The sequence below is a fragment of the Rhodopirellula maiorica SM1 genome, from assembly GCF_000346295.1.
Taxonomy (GTDB): Bacteria; Planctomycetota; Planctomycetia; order Pirellulales; family Pirellulaceae; genus Novipirellula; species Novipirellula maiorica.
This window is the reverse complement of the sequence record NZ_ANOG01000738.1, coordinates 17,101-36,534: the sequence shown is the minus strand read 5'-3', so window position 1 is coordinate 36,534 and position 19,434 is coordinate 17,101. Positions and strand designations below refer to the sequence as shown.

The 19,434-nt window shown below is 54.3% G+C and carries 17 protein-coding genes; 7 read left to right on the top strand and 10 right to left on the bottom strand.

The features are described from left to right. Positions 1–65 precede the first annotated feature (65 nt). The gene (locus RMSM_RS24075; RefSeq protein ID WP_008702630.1) at positions 66–257 is read left to right on the top strand and encodes a hypothetical protein; all 192 of its coding nucleotides are present in this window, start codon (positions 66–68) and stop codon (positions 255–257) included. A 100-nt stretch (positions 258–357) separates the two neighbouring features. Here the strand turns inward: RMSM_RS24075 and RMSM_RS24070 are convergent, their stop codons facing one another. Both RMSM_RS24070 and RMSM_RS24065 read right to left on the bottom strand, forming a co-directional pair. Continuing rightward, entirely contained in the window at positions 358–771 is a 414-nt protein-coding gene (locus RMSM_RS24070) for a cold shock domain-containing protein (RefSeq protein WP_008702628.1), read from the bottom strand. Between the two features lie 162 nt (positions 772–933). Next, positions 934–1,608: a YqgE/AlgH family protein gene (locus tag RMSM_RS24065; RefSeq protein ID WP_040769227.1), complete on the bottom strand. Its 675-nt coding sequence runs from the start codon at positions 1,606–1,608 to the stop codon at positions 934–936. A gap of 204 nt (positions 1,609–1,812) precedes the next feature. On the opposite strand from RMSM_RS24065, the gene pdxH reads away from it, so the two are divergent. Then, positions 1,813–2,460 carry a pyridoxamine 5'-phosphate oxidase gene (gene pdxH, locus RMSM_RS24060; RefSeq protein WP_008702623.1) on the top strand — a complete coding sequence of 216 codons (648 nt, stop codon included), beginning with the start codon at positions 1,813–1,815 and terminating at the stop codon, positions 2,458–2,460. 88 nt (positions 2,461–2,548) lie between these two features. Here pdxH and RMSM_RS24055 read toward each other — a convergent pair whose 3' ends face one another. The 5 genes from RMSM_RS24055 to priA form a co-directional block, all read right to left on the bottom strand. After that, a complete protein-coding gene (locus tag RMSM_RS24055) occupies positions 2,549–3,694 on the bottom strand; it encodes a hypothetical protein (RefSeq protein ID WP_008702621.1) in 1,146 nt (381 codons plus the stop codon). A 37-nt stretch (positions 3,695–3,731) separates the two neighbouring features. Beyond that, positions 3,732–4,886 (bottom strand): hypothetical protein, encoded by a 1,155-nt coding sequence (locus RMSM_RS24050; protein ID WP_008702619.1) that lies wholly within the window; start codon positions 4,884–4,886, stop codon positions 3,732–3,734. Between the two features lie 139 nt (positions 4,887–5,025). Next, positions 5,026–5,841, bottom strand: a complete 816-nt coding sequence (locus RMSM_RS24045; RefSeq protein WP_008702617.1) for a glycosyltransferase family 2 protein — start codon at positions 5,839–5,841, stop codon at positions 5,026–5,028. Between the two features lie 173 nt (positions 5,842–6,014). Then, positions 6,015–7,079, bottom strand: a complete 1,065-nt coding sequence (locus RMSM_RS24040; RefSeq protein WP_008702616.1) for an NAD-dependent epimerase/dehydratase family protein — start codon at positions 7,077–7,079, stop codon at positions 6,015–6,017. Between the two features lie 154 nt (positions 7,080–7,233). Next, positions 7,234–9,582: a replication restart helicase PriA gene (gene priA, locus RMSM_RS24035; protein ID WP_144057913.1), complete on the bottom strand. Its 2,349-nt coding sequence runs from the start codon at positions 9,580–9,582 to the stop codon at positions 7,234–7,236. Positions 9,583–10,108: 526 nt separating this feature from the next. Between priA and nadD the strand changes: the two genes are divergently transcribed. After that, positions 10,109–10,786: a nicotinate (nicotinamide) nucleotide adenylyltransferase gene (gene nadD / locus RMSM_RS24030; protein ID WP_144057912.1), complete on the top strand. Its 678-nt coding sequence runs from the start codon at positions 10,109–10,111 to the stop codon at positions 10,784–10,786. Here the strand turns inward: nadD and RMSM_RS24025 are convergent. Further along, positions 10,783–11,310 (bottom strand): NADPH-dependent FMN reductase, encoded by a 528-nt coding sequence (locus tag RMSM_RS24025; RefSeq protein ID WP_008702607.1) that lies wholly within the window; start codon positions 11,308–11,310, stop codon positions 10,783–10,785. The genes nadD and RMSM_RS24025 overlap by 4 nt on opposite strands. A 234-nt stretch (positions 11,311–11,544) precedes the next feature. After that, positions 11,545–12,261: a hypothetical protein gene (locus RMSM_RS24020; RefSeq protein WP_040769232.1), complete on the bottom strand. Its 717-nt coding sequence runs from the start codon at positions 12,259–12,261 to the stop codon at positions 11,545–11,547. A 466-nt stretch (positions 12,262–12,727) separates the two neighbouring features. Here RMSM_RS24020 and RMSM_RS24010 point away from each other — a divergent pair, with 466 nt between their 5' ends. Further along, a complete protein-coding gene (locus RMSM_RS24010; RefSeq protein ID WP_008702603.1) occupies positions 12,728–14,464 on the top strand; it encodes a transglutaminase domain-containing protein in 1,737 nt (578 codons plus the stop codon). A gap of 118 nt (positions 14,465–14,582) precedes the next feature. On the opposite strand, the gene RMSM_RS24005 is transcribed toward RMSM_RS24010, so the two are convergent. Then, positions 14,583–15,023: a bis(5'-nucleosyl)-tetraphosphatase gene (locus tag RMSM_RS24005; RefSeq protein WP_008702602.1), complete on the bottom strand. Its 441-nt coding sequence runs from the start codon at positions 15,021–15,023 to the stop codon at positions 14,583–14,585. A 133-nt stretch (positions 15,024–15,156) separates the two neighbouring features. Here RMSM_RS24005 and RMSM_RS24000 point away from each other — a divergent pair, with 133 nt between their 5' ends. From RMSM_RS24000 to glnD, 3 genes are all read left to right on the top strand, one after another. Next, complete coding sequence (locus tag RMSM_RS24000; RefSeq protein WP_040769231.1) at positions 15,157–15,714, top strand: cob(I)yrinic acid a,c-diamide adenosyltransferase; 558 nt, start codon at positions 15,157–15,159, stop codon at positions 15,712–15,714. 174 nt (positions 15,715–15,888) lie between these two features. Then, positions 15,889–16,227, top strand: a complete 339-nt coding sequence (locus RMSM_RS23995; protein ID WP_008702599.1) for a P-II family nitrogen regulator — start codon at positions 15,889–15,891, stop codon at positions 16,225–16,227. A 353-nt stretch (positions 16,228–16,580) separates the two neighbouring features. Then, on the top strand, positions 16,581–19,211 hold the full coding sequence (gene glnD, locus RMSM_RS23985; RefSeq protein ID WP_008702597.1) for a [protein-PII] uridylyltransferase: 2,631 nt from the start codon (positions 16,581–16,583) through the stop codon (positions 19,209–19,211). Positions 19,212–19,434: the final 223 nt, after the last annotated feature.

Below are 19,434 nucleotides of genomic sequence, written 5' to 3'. Positions count from 1 at the left end.
ACTCACCGCATTTTTGAACCAACCGGGGGCAAAAAATCCGTAACCAGCGTGCGAAGATCGACCAAATGTTCTCTCAGACGCAGGATTTGTTGTCCAGGCAAATCAACCCGGAAAAGATTCGGGCGCTCGAAGAGGACATGATTACTGCTCAGGAAAACGGAGGCCGTTTGCCCGCAGAGAAGGAAGACGAAGACAAGGCTCAAGCAGTGGATACCACCAAGGTGGTCGAAGAAGCACCCGCGTCCGAGACGCCCTAGCGGACGCCCGAACGGGAAATCCGAACTGGTAATCCAGACAGGCAATTCGAACAGGCAATTCGAACAGGCAATCGACTGAGTGACTGCTACAACAAACGGCTTAGGAGTCGTCTTTGCCACGCCATGAGGGGCGTTTCTTGCGAGCGTTGGGGTGATGTTTGACGATCAAGTGCGGGGCGTCGCGCCCCGACAACTTCTTGCCTTCGGGACGATTGCTGCGACGGACCAGTTTCGCTCGCAAGCGATTTTCTTTGTCGTAATAGTCGTCATCTAATTCGTACTCGACCCACATGTACTCGTACGGCAGCACTTCGCGATCGTACGGGCCGCGTGGGGGGGCACCTTCGATCGTGCCGTCAAAGACCGATCGATGAAAGAACACATCTTCGCGAAAATCTTCGGCGTCGATAAAGCCGAATTCGCCATCGGGGCTGACGAAACGAATCGTGCCCAGGCGTCGCTTTTGAATCCGATAGGGACGTTTAATTTCCTCGTCGTCGTCGTGTCGCCCCATGCGATTGCAATCTCTCGGTTCGGTAGTGGTGAAAGGTAATGGCACCAATCGGTGCGCAAAGGCTTGACGGACTCGTGGCAACCGAGGCGATCATGGCGACCATGTTACGGAATATCGGCGTGTTTGGAAGTCCATGACACAAACAAGCCTTCGATGCGACACTTAGTTTAGTTCCGCTTTGCCCGCCATGTCAGGAATTCCAAGCCAACGAGCAACCGATCGCGACGTGGCTCGGCGAATCAATCGTGGCCACATTTCGTCGGCGTTTTCGAAAACGACATCTGCAGTGGCCGGAACAATATGCCAAAGACCTGCCTCGACCTCGGCGTTCAGCCGCTCCGTTTCCCAACCAAGGTGGCCAATAATCAACCGATAGGGACCTGGTTGTTTGTTTACTAACCCTTCGAGGTGCTGCTTCTGTGCGGCCACATAAATGCCGTGTCCCGTTTCGGCTTCGGCATACTCGCTCAACTGATGAATGGCGACGACCGGGCCTGACAACGGGCCTCCAAAGTGGACCATCCCCACGGGGGAATAAGGTGTCGGCGGACCCTGAGACGGCGAAGGGGAATGCCCTTTTGCGTTTGCTGGCAATCGGCTCATGGACTCGTCATTGTGTGCTTCGAACTCTGCCGTCTCATTCTCAGGCGACTGCGAGCCCATTGGTTCCCCGAGCATCGCCATCAATGCCTGGGGATTGGGGTGCATTGGACGGTTGAGCATGACACCAATGACGCTCTCCTGGTCGTCGTGCACCAGCAGACAAACCCCTCTGCTGAGAATGGGGTCTGTCGCAAGCGAGGAAGCAACTAGAAGATTTCCAGTTAATGATTCCATCGTAAATATCCCGAAGCTAGTTTGAGATGTCTGTCATATTGGCAGTTTGCATGTAGCGTAAGTTAATTGAGGCAAGCGGCGCGCCAAAGCAGGTTTCTTGTGCAAAAAGCCAGGGTTTCATGGCAGATTGATAGCAAGCATGTTATCAATGGTGCCGAATTTTAGTTTGTTTTTGAGCACCAAGACGGTGAAGAGGAATGTCGAATGTCGATTGAGAAAATGCGACGAACTTACACACTCAGTGGACTCGATAAGAAAGACGTCGATCCCAATCCGATGGTTCAGTTCGATCTTTGGTTCAAACAAGCCAACGATTCGCAGTTACCGGAGTGGTTTGAGGTCAACGCGATGACGCTATCGACTGCGGACCCCCACGGAGCGGTGACCTCGAGAGTGGTGTTGTTGAAACAGGTCAAAGAAGGTGAGTTCTATTTTTTCACCAACTACGATTCAATCAAGGGAAAACAGCTGGCCGCCAATCCCCAAGCGGCGCTTTGTTTCTTTTGGCCGCACTTGGAGCGGCAAATTCGCATCGAGGGAAGCGTACGCAAAGCATCGCGTGAGGACGCCGTTGCGTATTTTCATAGCCGTCCGCGCGAGAGCCAAATAGGGGCGCTGGTCAGCCGCCAATCGAGTGAGGTGAGTTCGCGAGAGGTTCTGGAAACTCGGATGCAGGAATTGAGTGCCAAGCACGAGGGAAGCGAGGTGCCATGTCCCGAAAATTGGGGCGGCTATGCGTTGAAACCGACCACGCTGGAATTTTGGCAAGGTCGCCCAAGCCGATTGCACGATCGTATCGTCTATCAGCAAAACGATGACGCTTCCTGGCAAATCATCCGTCTGTCTCCCTGAGCTGTGTGTTTCTGAGCTGTGTGTGTTCCTGCGCTTCGCAAACCGGCTTGGCTGGTATTTGCGGTGGGATTGATGAATCACCTGTCACTTACTGTGATTGGTCAACCGGAACCGAAAGATGCTCGACGCGGTAAGCCCCGGAATGTGGCAGGTCGATGGTGAGAAATTCGATCTTCTCACTCAGCGAAAAACTAGGAAGCTGCTGCAGATCGATGATCTGTAGCAGGCCAGCATCGTCTGGTGGCGGTAAACGATGTTTGGTTTCGCCGCTGAACAAGGCGGATCGAAAGGAAAGCATCACGGCGGTGTCTTCGGCATCCGTCGTTGGTTGTGGAGAATGGATTACCATCTGCAATTGAAACCGTTCGTCGCTTTTCCACTCAGGATATCGCAGCACAATTTTGGCTCGGCCATCGCTGCGGATTAACCATTCGCTCGTGTCTTGTTGCTGGGACTCGACTGCATCAATGATGGTCAACCCGGTCGGCCGGTCTTGAATCTCACTTGGGGTAGCGGGGCGTGCTTGCGAATCCAATATCGCTGGCAACGAATAGAGTCGATTGGCTTCTTCGCTTGTTTGGATCAAATTCAGAAACTCGGGGCTGACGTTTTTATAGAGATTTCGAGAAACGGTGGGGTTGGGGAAAACGAGTTCCGTGGCGTATAGAAATTGATAGTGGCTTGGCTTGTCACTCAGGACATCGACCATGTAGGACAATTGGGGTTCGTAGCCCCAAGGGAAACGGAGGGCAGGGTACTGCCGAGCCAGAGTGTTTCCATTGATGTCGACGATTTGAAGCAAGCCATCGGAAGCGTCATCGAGCGGTGCAAAGATCGTTGCTCTTAGTTCTTGCATCGCTGCGAATTCGAGTTGGTGTTCGCGAATCTCGCCGCCACGTGTGGTTTCGAAAAATGGCATTCCTCGGCTTCCCAATCCGCTTGCAACCCCATGCGAACCCCAGGCGATCAGGATGCACAGCAAACAGAGTTTGGTGTAGACCAGACGCCATTTTTCGGGAACGCGTTGCCAGCCCCCGTCAAACGAGATGGCAATGGCAATACACGTCCAGGTGTAGGGCATGAACAAATATTTAGGGGGAATGACATGTCCGATCCCTGGAACGGGGCGTCCCAAACAGACCATCAAGACGACACCACTCATGATCATCAGCACCGCGACAAGTTGAAATTGCAGCGAGCGACTGGGAAGCGCGGGCCAAGTCGCAACGATCATTGCAACAAATATCAAAGCGCTGCATATCATCGCGATTTCAAGCAATCCAAAATCGACGAGATGGTGGGGGAGTCGCGATAGGGACTGAGATCAGCGAGGTGGTGATGGTGTAAAACCACTGAAGGATCAATCCCATCGGTCCTCGCTGAGGGCCAGCCGCCGACAAAAACTGGGGGCCGTTTGGTTGATGGTACGCGTGAAAATAGAAAGCAATCGCGACGAACATCGGAAGGCCGATTGCCAGAAAGTGGGACCAATGTTGCCCCAGACGCCGAATGGGATTCGATTCGGAATTTCCCACGATATCACACGTCAAAAAGACAATCGCGGCACAGGCCACCCAAAATCCGCTGATATTAATGAAACACGCGTATCCCACCAGCAGCGAGGTCAGAGCGTAGTAAAGCCGAAAATTGGTCGCGCGAAAACGCAGGGTTGTCCAACCAATCAACAGTGCCGCCGTCATTAACGACTCATGCATCAGCAGGATGTATTCGCCTGAGGTGAGTTCGCCCCATAAGGTCCATCCCACTAACAGGAAAGCGAAAACCAGTGTCCCCAGGCGTGATACGCGAGCTTGGCGAAGATACAGACATCCAGCCCACACCAAAGAAATCAACATGCCGACCGCAAGCAAGTTATAGGCAACAGCTTGGGTGCCGAACATCCAATGAAAGACGCGAATGAGAATGCGACCCAGCGGATACACATGGTCGTTCATCGTCGCATACATGACTTCAGGAAAATCAAGCGTGCGGTTGTCGATCAATAAGTTGAAATCGTCGGATTCAAAGTAGCCCCAAACGATCGCAGGCCAATCAAAAGCAAGGACGATCGCCGAGCACACCAGTCCCCAAAGTACCGTTTCGCACCAAAACGATCTGCGACGCTCAGGTTTGTGGGATGACTTGATCAGTTGCGTTGCCGAACGCCAGAGAAGGTGATCTGCTTTGTCGCCGACAAACCAAGATGCAAGGGCGACAATCGCAGCGAGAAGAGATAGTCCTCCAAAAAAACGAGGTAACAAGGGAACGATCAGTTCAGCCGATCCGCCTGATTGACGTTTCAGAACGAGTTCGTACAACGAAGCGGGAAGGAAGGCTAGCACCGCAAAAAGAAGCAACGCAAAGACCGATGACCATCGCACGAGTGGCCATGACACGGGATACGTTGTTTGGGACGATTCAATCATGTGATTTGTATAATCAAAAGTGATGAGACCTCATCCATCGTTCTTCGTGGCAATCGACCTTGGTAGCAATTGATGTTGCCCCGAGTTCGTCGCTCGCAGTCTCTTTGTTGCTTCGACAATTGTCGCATGGATCTTCAACTCAAGGACGGTTGGATTCGGACATCGATTGGTCCGCGTGTACTTCGAGTGATCCCGTTGGATGCCGAGTGCTCTCGGCGCGTACATCGTCGGACATCAGTACGCGTTGAAAGAAAAGCATCAATAGCGTGCACAGGTAACGACGCCCCATTTCTCGCATTCTCAAATTGCTTGAACCCCACGTCCGGCCTTCCCATTTGATCGGGACCTGCTTGATTTTATAGCCGCCGATTAAAGCGCTAAGCGACATTTCCAGCGTGATATTGAAATGACACGCGCGGTACGGGCCGCACTGGTCGATGACTTCTTTGCGGTATGCTTTAAACGCATTGGTTAAATCATTCATGTCGGTCCAGAACATCCACTGAATCGTTTTGTTGACGATTCGGTTGACGACCAGTTTGACTTTCGGGTATTGCTTCACTGAGGCGCCGCTGATGAAGCGTGATCCAAAGACACAGTCATATCCTTGTTGGATCGTGCTGTAGTAGCAGAGCACGTCATCAGGGTGATCCGAGCGGTCGGCCATGTAAATGACAACGACGGATCCGCGAACAAAATCAAGTCCCGAACGAATGGCGCGGCCAAATCCACCCGGCGCCTGCCGTCGTATCAACCGGACGGTGGGCCAGCGTTTGACGCGTTGGAGCACTTCGGCCTCCGTCCCATCTTGGCTGTTGTCATTCACGACGATCAATTCGGTGTCGATGCGATGGCGATCCACCAAAAACGACATCAATTCATCAATGCAGGGCCCGATGTTGCGCTGTTCGTTGTACGCGGGGATGACAATCGATAACTGAGGGCGGTCTGTCATGGGCGGTTGCAGCTTGAAGATCGAAAAAAGACGTAGACCTAACTCAATTGTGTTTGACTTTGAATCGAGGTTCCGCCACCTGCTTAGCACAGCATAGTCGAATGTTCAGTCCAATCGATTGCGAGAGAGGGGAAAAGTCAGCCTCGGTAGCCATTCGTCAGTGGAAATGGGATTTATGCAAGTTCCAACCAATCGGGGTGTTGTCGAGCATGGTCTGCGATTTCGGACAAAATGTCATCCGTAGACCGAGATGGCTGCCATTGCCATGCGTCGCGAGCAAGACGCGAGTTGAGTACGATCCAGGGCAAATCGAATGGACGCTCCTCTTCCGAAGATGTAACGACATGGTTGCCAAATTGCTCGTTACACCACTGCGTTAATTGAGACAATGAACGAGCCGACTCGATGCCGCCGCTGACGTTTGCAATCACCGGTTTGGTCGGGTCCATTGCTGACGTTATCTGCTTGTCAACCAACCGAGCGACGTCCCAAGGATGCAAACAATCGCGAACCTGGCGTCCTGAACCACCAAAGCCGATGTAGCGTAGTGGACGCTGACGCAGATGCGAATGGATCCAGTAGCTATAGATACCTTGATCGGCACGACCAAATTGGCCCGCACCCGCGAGCACGCCGCAGCGATTGATTCGTAGCGGGAATTGGTATGCTTCGGCGTATTCCCATGCCATCGTTTCGGACGCTCGCTTGGTAGCGCCGTAAATCGATACCGGCGGCGTGGTCGAGAATGACTCGTCGATCCCAGCGTTAGAAACACCAGCGGGAAGTCGCGACTCGAGATCCAGAGCAAAGGTGTCTCCGTCGTCGATCAGCGGCAACGAGGCAAGATCTCTGATCGAATAGACGCGGCTCGTGCTAAGCAGGATCAAACCGCTCTGGTGTTGCCGGCAATACTCTAGCAGATTCAACGTTCCGAGCAGATTGTGTTCCGTCAAATGCCGCGACGAACTGTGCCCTGCGGTGCCGGCGAGGACACTTGGCAGTGCGGCACAATCGATCACCCAGTCGACTTGGGGAATTGCATCGAGATCACTTCGACATCGCAGGTCGCCGTGGATAAAATGGACACCCATGGAGTGCAGTTTTTGGCGATTCGACTCGCTGCCCGAACGAGCCAAGTTATCGATTCCGATCAGCTGCAAATCAGAACGGCTGTCCAGCAAACCTTCGGCAATCCAGCGTCCAACAAAGCCACAGATGCCGGTGATAAGAATCTTCAAGGGAATCGACTTGCGCGTTGAATGAGGGGATTGCGAGAGCGATCCATCGTAACATCCCCTCGATGAATATGCGACAGTTTTGTGCGATCTGAATCCGGTTTCGCAGTCCGGATTGTCCCTAACCTAGACGGCCATCTACCTGGCGGCGGCCGATTTACAGCATATCGATCGGGTCGATATCGACGACATATTGGACGTCGTCTTTCTCGGGAATCGTAAACGAATCGGTGGCGCGGCGTATCGTCTCGCCTAACTGCGCACTGTCGGTAGATTGCAGCAGCAGATGGAACCGATACTTGCCTCGCAATTTTGGGATTGGCGGTGGCGCAGGTCCCAAGATGCGAACTTCCGATCCAAGAGCTTGGCGGGCGGCTTCGAGTCGTCCCAGCAACGAATCGGCGACCGCTTCGGTAACGTCCTCGACGACGCCGCGAATAATAATGCGAGCGACCGAACCGAGAGGCGGATAGTTGAATTTGCGTCGATTGACCATCTCGTCGGTCGCAAATTGATGGTAGTCGTGTCGCGATGCCGCTTGAATCGCTGGGTGCTCGGGCGAGAATGTTTGCACAATCACACGGCCGCCGCGATCTCCACGACCGGTTCGCCCCGCCACTTGGGTGACCAATTGAAACGTTCGCTCGGCCGCACGGAAATCGGGAAAGTGCAATGCACTATCGGCGTTGATAACCCCCACCAATAACACATTTGGAAAATCGAGTCCTTTGGCAATCATTTGGGTGCCAAGCAAGATGTTGACCTCTCCACTGCGGAACGCTGAGAGCACACGTTGATGGCTGCCGGGGCGTTTCATGGTGTCGCTATCCATGCGAGCGATGTTGGCATTCGGAAAACGAGCTTTGACTTCGACTTCCAAACGCTGAGTTCCTAGCCCACCGTATCGAATGCCGTCGAATCGGCACGCCGGACACCAAGGTGGGGTGGCAATTGTGTAATCGCAATAGTGGCAACATGCTTTTCCACCATCACGGTGATGGGTCAGCGGCATGTCACAATCAGGGCACGCCACGACGTGGCCACACGATGGGCACTGAATCGTGGTGGCAAAACCACGTCGATTCAGTAGTAGGATCACTTGCCCCTTTTCGTTCAGCGTTTCTTGGACGGCCAGATGCAGTGGACGACTGATTGCACCCCGAGTCCGATCGTCACGAATTCGCAGATCCACCAACTCCACACTCGGCATGGGACGCTGGTTGATTCGCTCGTTCATCGGAATCAATTCGGCATGCCCTGTGGCGGTGGCGTGCCACGTTTCCATCGACGGCGTCGCGCTACCCAAGATCAGCGGAATGCCAAGTGACATCGCTCGCGCATGAGCCACTTTGCGGGCGTGATAGCGGGGTTGTTCGTTTTGTTTGAACGAAGCGTCGTGCTCTTCGTCCATGACGATGAGTCCCAATCTCGGCATCGGCGCGAACACCGCGCTACGGGGGCCGACGACGACTTGCACCTCACCGCGGCGTATCCGCTGCCACTGGAAATGCCGTTCCGAGGGAGTCATTTGGCTGTGTAGCACCGCAACCGATTCGAATCGTCGTTCGAATCGACCACGCGTTTGAGGCGTCAAACTGATCTCGGGAACCATCACGATCGCGCCACGTCCGGCTCGCACGATCTGCTCAATCGCCTTGATATACACTTCGGTCTTGCCGCTGCCGGTCACTCCATGTAACAGCAGCGTTTTGCCAGTACCCGATTCAATCGCCGCACTAATTCGCTCAAGTGCTTCGGTCTGTTCTTGGCTAGGCGTATGGATTTGCTGGCTTTCACCATCATTTTTTTGCCAACGCATCGGCGTTGTCGCCGTCATTTCTCGCTGCATCGAAACATCGAGGTACCCTTTGGATTGCAGTGCACTCACGGGGCCTCGCGTGCACTTGGCATGCACCATCAATTCGGATGCCGTCATCGGGCGACCCGCAGCGATCAAAAATCGAAAAGCTGCCTGCTGTTTCTTAGGTAACAACTCGATTGATTTTTCGTCACTGCGATCTCGGTTGGGGGTCAAATAGGCTCGTTCGCGAGTTCCCGCGTTCGAACGCACGCTCGATGGAATCAAGGTGTCAAAGACCTGGCCGGTAGGCGCCTGGTAATAATGACTGATCCACAATACCAACCGCACCAGTGCCGGGTCGCATAGCGGTTCGTCGTCGAGCACCTCGACAATTTCACGCAGCGAACCTCGTTTCCCCTGATAACCGATCCGCGTCTCGATACACCATCCCATCATCGGATGACGACGTTTGCCGAGCGGGACGCGAACTCGCATTCCGGGTTTCAAATGTTCGCGTTCGGCCTCGGGGATTTGGTAGTCATAGGGACCATAGGGAGCCTCGCTGAACACGATGCGGCCAACGGCAATATCGTCCTCGACGGTCAGTTCCCACGGCGGAGGTTCAGTTTCAAAGAGTTCCGCCTGTTGAGCCTTGGCGCCCTTTTCCTCTTTTTCTGCATCGTGGTCCGAGTCGTCGGCAAACATCGATGCGTCAATTTCGAGATCGGCGGACAAATCGAAGGCTTCGGATTTTCCTCGCTCACCTGGTGGGGGCGTTTCCGCTTGAGATGCTTCGGCCGATGGGCTGCCGGCGGAGGAATGGGACTGCGGATCACCATTGGGACGCGAATGGATGGGGGATCCGGGTTCGCTGTGATCGCCGCCAACAATATTCGCGTTCCGATTTGCCTCGGCATCAGGCTGTGTTGGCCGACGAGAATCAAACTTGGACATGGTCGGGGGGCCGACGGTTGGCGGAACAGGATCGGATGGTATGGAGGTTAGCATAGTGTATGTTGGATAAAAGGAAGATAAGGGAGGCAGAACGCCAAGCTCCGTGCTCACCCGTAGGAATCGCATCCCTCATGCGAACCCCCTCATCCCCTCTATTTTTCGAGATTGGCTGGACAAGTCTGGTCAAGTGTGCCGCTGCGATGTTCGCTTTGCCAAGGAAATCGCTCTCGCTACCATCCCCGCGAAAGAATCGAAAACTGCGAAAGAATCGAAATTGATGAGAATTGGACTTTTCGGCGGATCGTTTGACCCCGTGCATCTGGGGCATTTATGGATAGCCGAGGCAGCGCGAGAAACGCTTTCGCTCGATCAAGTTCGCTGGATCCCCACCGCAACATCGCCGCTAAAGCCAGCCGGCGCGGTCGCCTCGAGCGAGGATCGCCTCGAAATGTTACAGCAGGCTCTGGCCGACAACCCGTCCTATGAATTGGACGACCGCGAGATTCGACGAGGTGAGGTCAGCTATACCGTGGATACGGTCGCAGAATTGATGCAAGAAATGCCTGACGCTCAGTTTTTTATGATCATCGGCAGCGACTCGTTGGCCACTTTCCCGCTCTGGCATCAACCGCAGCGGCTGCTCGAATTGATTACGCCGGCGGTGGTCCAACGCGGAGGCGAAGGGGCGATTGACTTTTCGGTGCTGCAAGATCTGGTCGACCGTGAGCGGATCGCTGCGATTGCATCGCATGTGATCGCCATGCCGGTCATCGAGCTTTCCAGCAGCGAACTTCGCGAACGTGTGCAACAGGGCCGAAGCATTCGCTATCGCACCCCGTCCGGAGTCGAAGCGGTGATTCAGCGGCGGGGTCTGTATCGCCACCCGGCTTCGTCGTCGTATTCACCGATCGCTTCGCCGGACGACGCATCGGCCGACCGTTCGCCGAAACATTAGAGCGACCGATTGATCGCGTCGGCAAGCTTGGTGGTTTCGCTGACCAGCATGTTGACTCGTTGCTGGATTTCTTCGTCAGCCAATCCGTCGCCTTCAAAGGCGTCGCCCGTGGCATAGATGAACCGAGGCACGATGAGACAGCGAAAATCAAGCATCAAGCTGTTAGCCAATCCCATTGCCGACATGTAGCTACCTTGACCACCGGCAGCCAACATCAAACTGACCACCTTTCCCGTCCATGCCCGGCCGGTCAGCTCCACCGCGTTTTTGAGCGCCGCGTTGACGTCATAGTTGTAGACGGGCGACGCGACAAGGATCGCTTCGGCGTGGTGGATCAATTCCGACAACTCTTTGACGTTCGCGTCCCCATACGCCGAGGCGCCGTCACACGCGGGAAGATTCTTGACCACGAGGTCGAAAAGGGTGGCATCGCGTCCGGTTTGCTGAAGTTGTTCGACCGCCGCGCGAGCGAGAATACGACTTCGGCTAGTAGGATGCAGGCTTGAGCTGATGACGAGAAACATGGTTTTGCGTTATCGTTGGCGACACGTTTGAAGAGGTGTGAAACCAAGAATACTCTCAGACCCGCGACGATTTGTCGAGTCGCAAACCGGCGGCTGTCGATTTCCGCCGCGAAATACTGACTGGAAAAACAGGCCGAAAACAACGCTGCTCAACCTTTCGATCCGCTTCACCGGCGGATGCAGCGAGCCAAGTCCCGCCGCCAAATGGCTACATCGGCAATCGATTCGCCTGCGTTAGGCGAATTCTTCGTGGTCGTCCAAAAACATTTCACCATCCATTCCGAGCCGGTGTTTCAGCGTTTCGAATTGGCTTGTGAAGCGTTCGCTGCTGCTGTGGACATGTTCGGCTTCGGTGATGAATTGCATGTCATCATCCGGATAGACATCGCCTTGAATCAATGTTTGCGAGAAACAATCAAGAGGATCGCCATAGGCAATCAGCAACTTGTGTTCGTCGAGTTGGATTTCTTGACGTTTGCTAGGGTTGATCACGGCAATGCCGGTGCAACCATCATTCAGCAACAAGTCCTCGAACTCCCACAACATGCTTTTTAGCACAGGTGCGTCGATGTGTTCGCGATACAGGTCCTCGGGGTGAGGATTGCCTTGGTGGCTGGTTTCCAGCACGACGTCGACCACCGGGCCGAGTTGATCGACCAGTTCAAGGAACAGGTCCATGATTCGGTAGCGAGTCGCCGACGCCAGGATCACGGGGGTGCTTAGCCCCGTTTTTTCGTCGACATATTGGTCGTATCGAAAACCTTGCTTCGGTACGACTTGAAGATCATACGACGGGCGAACCGCGTCGGTGAGTTCGAACATTCCATAGGAACGAATCCCCATGTGCGTTTGCAGCTCATCGTCGGTTAGCGTTTCAAAGCTTCCGTTGGAAGCTACTCGAACCGCTTCGTCGCTGGTACCATTTCGAAGAATACGCTTTAGAAAACCCATTTCGGTTTCCAATCCCGTTCGCAACAAGAATAATTTAGGTGTGAAATAACGTTGGGTGCACCGACGTCGGTTTCGATTGACTCGGTACACCCAACGCTAGGTCACGTTCTTCACGGGATCAGGCAAAGACCACCTAAGCGGAAAAGACGGCGAGTATTTGTGGGTGAATATTCATCAACGTCTGCGGAACCGTTACAACCGGCACTTCGTAGGCTGGCCATGCTGGCACCCGCTTGGGTGGAATCGCGGTGGTTTTACCCAGCAAGCAAGCCAATGACGGTGATCGAATTCAGTCGCCGGCCACCCCGAATTCGTGTTAGTGGCAATCGCTTGGATATGGGTTGGTCGCTGGGATATAATGAGGACCGATTGGGCGCGGCGATGATCGAATTCACACCCATTTTGTCATCGTGATGAAAGTCAACGTTTCCTCTTTTTCTTTTCTGATTCGAAAATAGATAGCTTCATGCTTCGATTGCTCTGCCTCACTGTCGGTTTACGCTTCACACCGACGCTTTCGTTCGCACCGCGAGCACGCTGCGCAACACGAAAAACAGGCTGTATTGCCGGTTGGATGTTGGGGATGGTCTTGCTGAGTGGTTGCGATATTCCCGAGCGGGTGCCGTTGGTCCCGCCGGCAGATCAGTATCGATCCGCCGACGAAGCGGGCGTCGGCGAACCGGGCCGCGGCGCTGCAGCATCCTCCGGCGAACAGGTCGCTCGTGACGATGCGAAGCCAGAGGACCGCAAATATCGCGGTGATTTCGAGGCCTGGGATGCCTATTTCGTCGGGGATAAGCACGTTGGTTATAGCCACATCACAGTGGCCGCCCATGACGACGCGGACCGCCGCGACACCAAGCAGCCGCATGTCGAGCTGAACATCGAAGATTGCTTGTTGATCCATCGAGGGCCCGCGTCCGCCTTTGTCCAGCGTCATTCGCATCAATCCAGTGAGACGGTCGATGGGCAATTACAGCACTACAAGAGCCACTTGAGCGTCGGTCCCGTCATCACGACGTGCGAAGGGACGGTGGACGAAGCGGCGCTCAGCGTCGTTAAATCCCGGGGTGCCGCTGTGACCACCCACCGACTGTCTTGGAGCGACCAGCATCGTGGGTTAATGGCGGTGGAAGAGTCGATTCGCCGCTCGCCGCTAAGCATTGGCCAAAAGCGGACGTTTCAAACACTTGCGCCTGTCCAGCCGCTAGTAACCACCGTTCGGCTGCACTGTGTTGCCAGAGCCACCGTGCCGCTGATCGATGGAAAGCCCCATGAATTATTGGAAATCGATGTGGAAACCGATCTCGGAGAAAATCGCAAAAATTATCACGTGATTTGGGCCGAACCTGATGGGACGATACGTCGTGCGTTGTATCCTGCGTCAAATTTGGTCACCTACCGCACCGACGAGAAGGTTGCAGTCAAGGACATCGAGTCACAGCAGGATGCGATTGCGATCGCTTCTACGTTGACCCGCAGCACACTTGAGCGTCCCAGCGAGACAAAGCGAGTGGGGTTCAAATTGGTCCGAACGGCATCGCCGCTGGCTGCGGAAAAGTCGATCATCCAACCACAGCCGAATCAATTTGTACGAAATTTGGACGATACCTCGGTGCTCGTTCTGGTTTCGCGGTTGGGTGAAGCTCCGAAAAACGGATTCGAGCAAGGAAGTTTTGCCGTCACCGATTCGGACCGAAAACCCAATGCGATTATTGATTCATCAGAAACAATGGTGCGGCGAATCGCCCAGGCGGCCGGGGGCTCTGGAAAACTCGGTGAAAGTGAACTTGCGATTGAGTTGGCTCGATCGGCGAACCGGCTGACACAGTTGAATCCTGCGTCCGGCGCGTTCCAACGTGCTTCGGAAGTCGCACGAACTGCGCAAGGCGACGCGACCGCGTATGCGGTGTTGTTGGCCGCGCTGCTTCGCGCCAAACAGATCCCTTCGCGAGTCGCGTTTGGTTTCCGGTATCAGGCGACACCAACACCACGAATGGTGTATCACGCCTGGACGCTTGCTCATGTCGACGGAGATTGGTTGTCACTCGATGCGACCACCGGCGGGATTGCGGCGGCGGATCGTTTGACGGTCTCCACCAGCAATCTGAGCCATCATGATATCGGAACGGCGATGATGCCGGTGCTGGACTTTCTCGGAGCCTGTGAAATTGAGATTGTCGCCTCGGCAACGCGTTATTAACAAACCATCGGGACGGTGGCGTTTTGAGGCCGTGAGTCGCTTACCGATCCTCGTCCACGGCAAGCCGATAGGTTCGTTCCAGTCTTACTTGCCATCCTTAACTTCTCAACCTTACTTGTTAATCTTGCCCGGCAAGATGTTTTGCGACCGCCGCCAACAGCGGGTCAATCGTTTGGGCCTGGATGGTGTGAGGAGGATTCCAATCGAACCATTCCGCCGAATCGTGTTCGGTTAGGACGAGTTTCGGCTTGTCATCCAAGTATCCGAGAAAATACTGAACGGTTTTTTCGAAAACTTGCGAGCCTGTTTTTTTATAGGAAACCGGGTAGCGTATTTCGAAGCAAAATTCGGGATCGATTTCGACGTTCGACGGATCGATGCCCGTTTCTTCCAAAGTTTCGCGAAGTGCTGTGTCTCGAAATGACTCTCCCGTTTCGCAGTGGCCTTTGGGAAGATCCCACCGATCCGGATGCCGCATCAATAGAAATTGTCGCGAAGGACCTTGGTGCATCAGTAGAATGCCTGCGGCACGCACGCCGCCATCGGGGAATACTTTCATCGGGGATTCGTCTTGGGGCTCGTGTTTTTGTGGTTTGTCGATGACAAGCAGGTTACAACATAGAGGGAAGGGGCAAACCGGTGTTATGCGATCAGCCCGTGTCATGGGTCAAACCAAAAGTGATTACATCGAAATGAAAATTTACACACGCACGGGCGATGCGGGCAGCACGGGGCTGTTTGGCGGACCGCGAGTCGCAAAAGATGACGATCGAATCGAAGCCTATGGAACGGTCGATGAACTAAATGCATGTCTCGGTTTGGTCCGCTCGGCCGGCGTTTCTTCCACGATGGATTCACAATTGTGCCAGATCCAGCACGCCTTGTTTTCGATCGGTGCTGAATTGGCCACACCGAACCCGGACGAACATGGGATGCGGATCATTGACGATGTGCATGTCAAACAGTTGGAAGGCTGGATCGACGAGCACGAGTCGGTGTTACCCCCATTGAAAAATTTTATTCTCCCGGCCGGCGTCGCAGCGGCGACCCATTTGCATTTGGCGCGTTCGATTTGTCGCCGTGCCGAACGACGCGTGGTGACTCTGGTTCGGCGGCACGAGGCCAGTGTGTCGGAGGAGTTGATTGTTTATTTGAATCGATTGAGCGATTTGTTGTTTGTGCTTTCTCGGGTCGCCAATTTTGACGCCAATGTCGATGACGACCCTTGGCAGCGTCCCCAGGGGAGCTGAAGACGGCCGTGTGTTGGGGGAGTGGAGTGATGGAGGTGTTTTGGCTCATCTGCTGATGCCAAGTCGCCGTGACGTTGAGACCGCTGGTGGGGTGTGCTCGCCGGTGTACAATATGTCCAAAACGGTCGGAGTGCCGTTGTTGGTTTGGGAATCCAGTTTTAGCGAGGTATTGTTGTGAAGAAAGTCGAAGCCATCGTCCGTCATTTCAAGTTAGAGGACGTCAAGAACGCCTTAACCGACCATGGCGTGCACGGCATGACCGTTAGCGAAGTGCGTGGATTTGGACGGCAAAAAGGCCATACCGAGATCTACCGTGGGACGGAGTATGCCATCGATTTCGTTCCAAAAGTAAAGATCGAAGTGATTTGCACCGACGAGAACCTGCAAATGGTTGTCGACACGATCTTGCAGACTGCCCAGACGGGGCAAATTGGTGACGGAAAGATTTTTGTTACCAATCTCGAAGAATCGATTCGGATCCGTACCGGCGAACGTGGTGAAGAAGCGCTGTAGCGTAAGGATGCCCGGCGATCCGGCCGGTCACCCAATCGCAGCACAACCTCACTCAAAGCCGTCGCTCGATCGAGGTGTCTACGAAGTATTCGATTCTCGACACCGAGTCGACTCGACACACCGAGGCGGAAGGTGGGTGAATCGATGTCTTGCACCGCCGTTGCGTTCCGTGTTGGCGTTGTCATTCTGTTTTTAATCAAAATTCATCGAGCCTCGGCGTCGATGGATGTCGCGGGCACTTGTGGAATCGGTTGTCGTGGATTTAGCAGTCCATGCCCCGTGTCGATTTCGGTCGTGCGTTCACCGACCGACACGCACCAGTGACTGTAGTCGCTTCTTTTCCTGCAAGGCTCATGGCTGCAAGCACCTCATTACGTCCCGTTGTCATCCGCTGTCGTCAACGCCTTCGCGAAGGGCGGGCGAAGGCTCAAGTACAACACGAATCGGGGTCTCAAGGGATTCTCGTTTCCGCCCGACTAGCGGACTTGTACGACGACATCGTGCTCGACGTGTGGAGTGATGCGATCGAACAGTGTGAGGACGATCGCGGCGTCAGCGGACTAGCGTTGGTGGCACACGGCGGGTTCGGGCGACGTGACTTGGCTCCCTATTCCGACGCCGATCTGATGTTGTTGACGACGCGAGGATCGGAGCATCTTGCCAACAGCGTGGCCGCAAATTTGACGCGAGATCTCGTTGACGCAGGGATCGTCGTGGGATTTTCGATCCGCTTGATCAGCGAAGCCTGTATGTTGGCATGGCAGGATCCCGTGGTGTTCACTTCGTTGACCGAGTCTCGGTTGTTGTCAGGCAGTTTGCAGGTCTATAGCAAGTATTTTAATGCGCTGCGTCAAGGCGCGATGCGGCGTCAAAAGAGGCTGATTCATGATTGCGTCGCGGCCCGGCGCGAGGAGCGGCGCAAGTGGGGCGAAACCAATTATCTGCTGCGTCCCAATGTCAAACGCTCGCGAGGCGGATTGCGTGACATTCAATTGATTCGCTGGATCGGGTTTGCTCGCTATGGCGAAACCGATCTTGAGAAATTGGTCAAACTCGGTGGGCTGCCCGAAGAGGATTATCGGGTGCTGCGGAAAGCAGCGGAGTTTATGTTGCGAGTTCGCAACGAAATACACTTCCGCGAAAAGAAAAGTCAGGACGTCTTGGATCGGCCCATGCAAATGGAGATTGCCAGTGCTTGGAACTATCCCGGTGAAGAGGGCAAGTTGCCGGTCGAGCAGTTCATGCAGGACTACTTTGAAAATACCCGAGCGGTGCGATACGCCTCTGGTTTTTTCGCTGATGATGCCCTCGCTCGACCCCTGGTTTATCATCTGCTGGAAAAAGTCTTTTCTCGCACGATCTCTGAAAATATTCGACTCGGTCCCACGCACATTTGGGTCCCCAACGCTCAACTCGAAAAGTTTGCCGCCAGTTTGCCGGATGTATTGCGTTTGATGTTTTTGGCGAACCAGCATGGTCGCCGAATCACGCATCAAACGTGGCAAGCCATCCGCTTGGCGATGCAGGAACGTCCTGCTTCGGTTCCCGATCCGAATTCGATTGGTGCGTTCTTGTCGCTGCTCAGCCGGCCGGGACGGTTGGCGGAATTGCTGCGACGGTTACATGAATTGAAGATCATCGAGCAGTTTATTCCCGCATTCGAACGAACGCGTGGTTTGTTGCAATTTAATGCCTATCACAAGTTTACGGTCGATGTGCATTGCATTCGCTCGGTCGAAGCGGCGACCGATTTGCAAGACCAGCCCACCGCGATGGGGCGGCGTTATCGACGACTCAAAGACAAAGGGTTGCTGCATCTCGCACTGCTTATTCACGATGTCGGCAAAGGCTACGAAGAAGACCACTGCATCGTGGGCGCTCGTATCGCACTGGAAACGGCCGAGCGTTTGGGGCTGGATCGGGCGTCCACCGAAACGCTCCACTGGCTGGTGCTAAAACACTTGCTCGTCAATGTCATCGCGTTTCGTCATGACCTCAGCGATCCTCAAATTGTGCTCTCGTTTGCTGCCGAGGTGGGCTCGATTCGGCGGCTTGAATTGTTGATCGTCCATGCGGTAGCGGATTTGCAAGCGGTCGGCCCCGACGTGCTGACCGATTGGAAATTGAATTTGATCGAAGAGTTGTATATTCGCACACGCCGTTATTTTGACACCGGCAATCTGCCCGGCAGCGAGGATGATCCCGAGATTGATTTGATCCGCGCCGATGTGCAAAAACGTCTCAATGCCAACGGAGCACCGCAAAGTTGTTTTGATCTGCTCGAAACGATGCCGCTGTCGCTGGTCACGCGTAGCGAGCCCGAGCAATTGGCCCAGCAACTTTGTGACGTTGCCGAAAAACTCAATTCCAACAGTGAATCGATTTGTCTGGCTTGTTTTGATCCCGTCTTTTCGGCGATGCGGTACACGGTGGTCCGTCGTGAACCGCAGCAGTCGGTCGGTACGTTCGCCCGAGCCACCGGAGCGTTCACGACCGCAGGACTTTCCATTTTGCGTGCTCAGGTCGAAACCGTGGGCGACGATTTAGCCTGGGATGATTTCTGGGTCGCGGACCCACTGTACCCTGAATGTCCGCCGAGCCACCGGATCGAACAATTGCAATCGCGTGTTTGTAAGCTGCTAGATGCACCTGAAAAACCGTTGCCGGCTCACCCACGAAAATGGTCGACCCAAAACGGCGAAGGCGACCAAGTCAATGTGTTGCCCACCAAAGTCACGTTTGACAACGATACCGTCGACCGCTTTACCATCGTGTCGCTGTTTGCGTATGACGAAGTCGGGTTGTTGTACCGTGTCGCTGCGGCATTCGCAGAAATGGATGTCGTATTGCACTTTGCAAAAATTGACACGCATCTGGATCAGGTCGCGGATGTGTTCTACGTCTCGGATCGAATGGGGGACAAGATCCTCGACCCCGATCGAATGAGCCAGATCGAAAACGCGCTTCTCGGGACGACTCACTAACGAACGACTCACTCGAGACAACCCACGTTGCAGCGCGTCTTCATGGTGTCAAACGTAGCGCACGTGGTTGTTAATACGTGGTTGTTAATTTGGTCCGCTGGGACCGATTGATCGGTTTCGAGAAACCTTTGCGAAGGCATCGATTCGAGTGGGGGAGTAAGGTCTTTTCGTCGGCAAAAAATTCGTTTTTATTTGCTGACCGCTTGACGCGCGGCCATGCTTG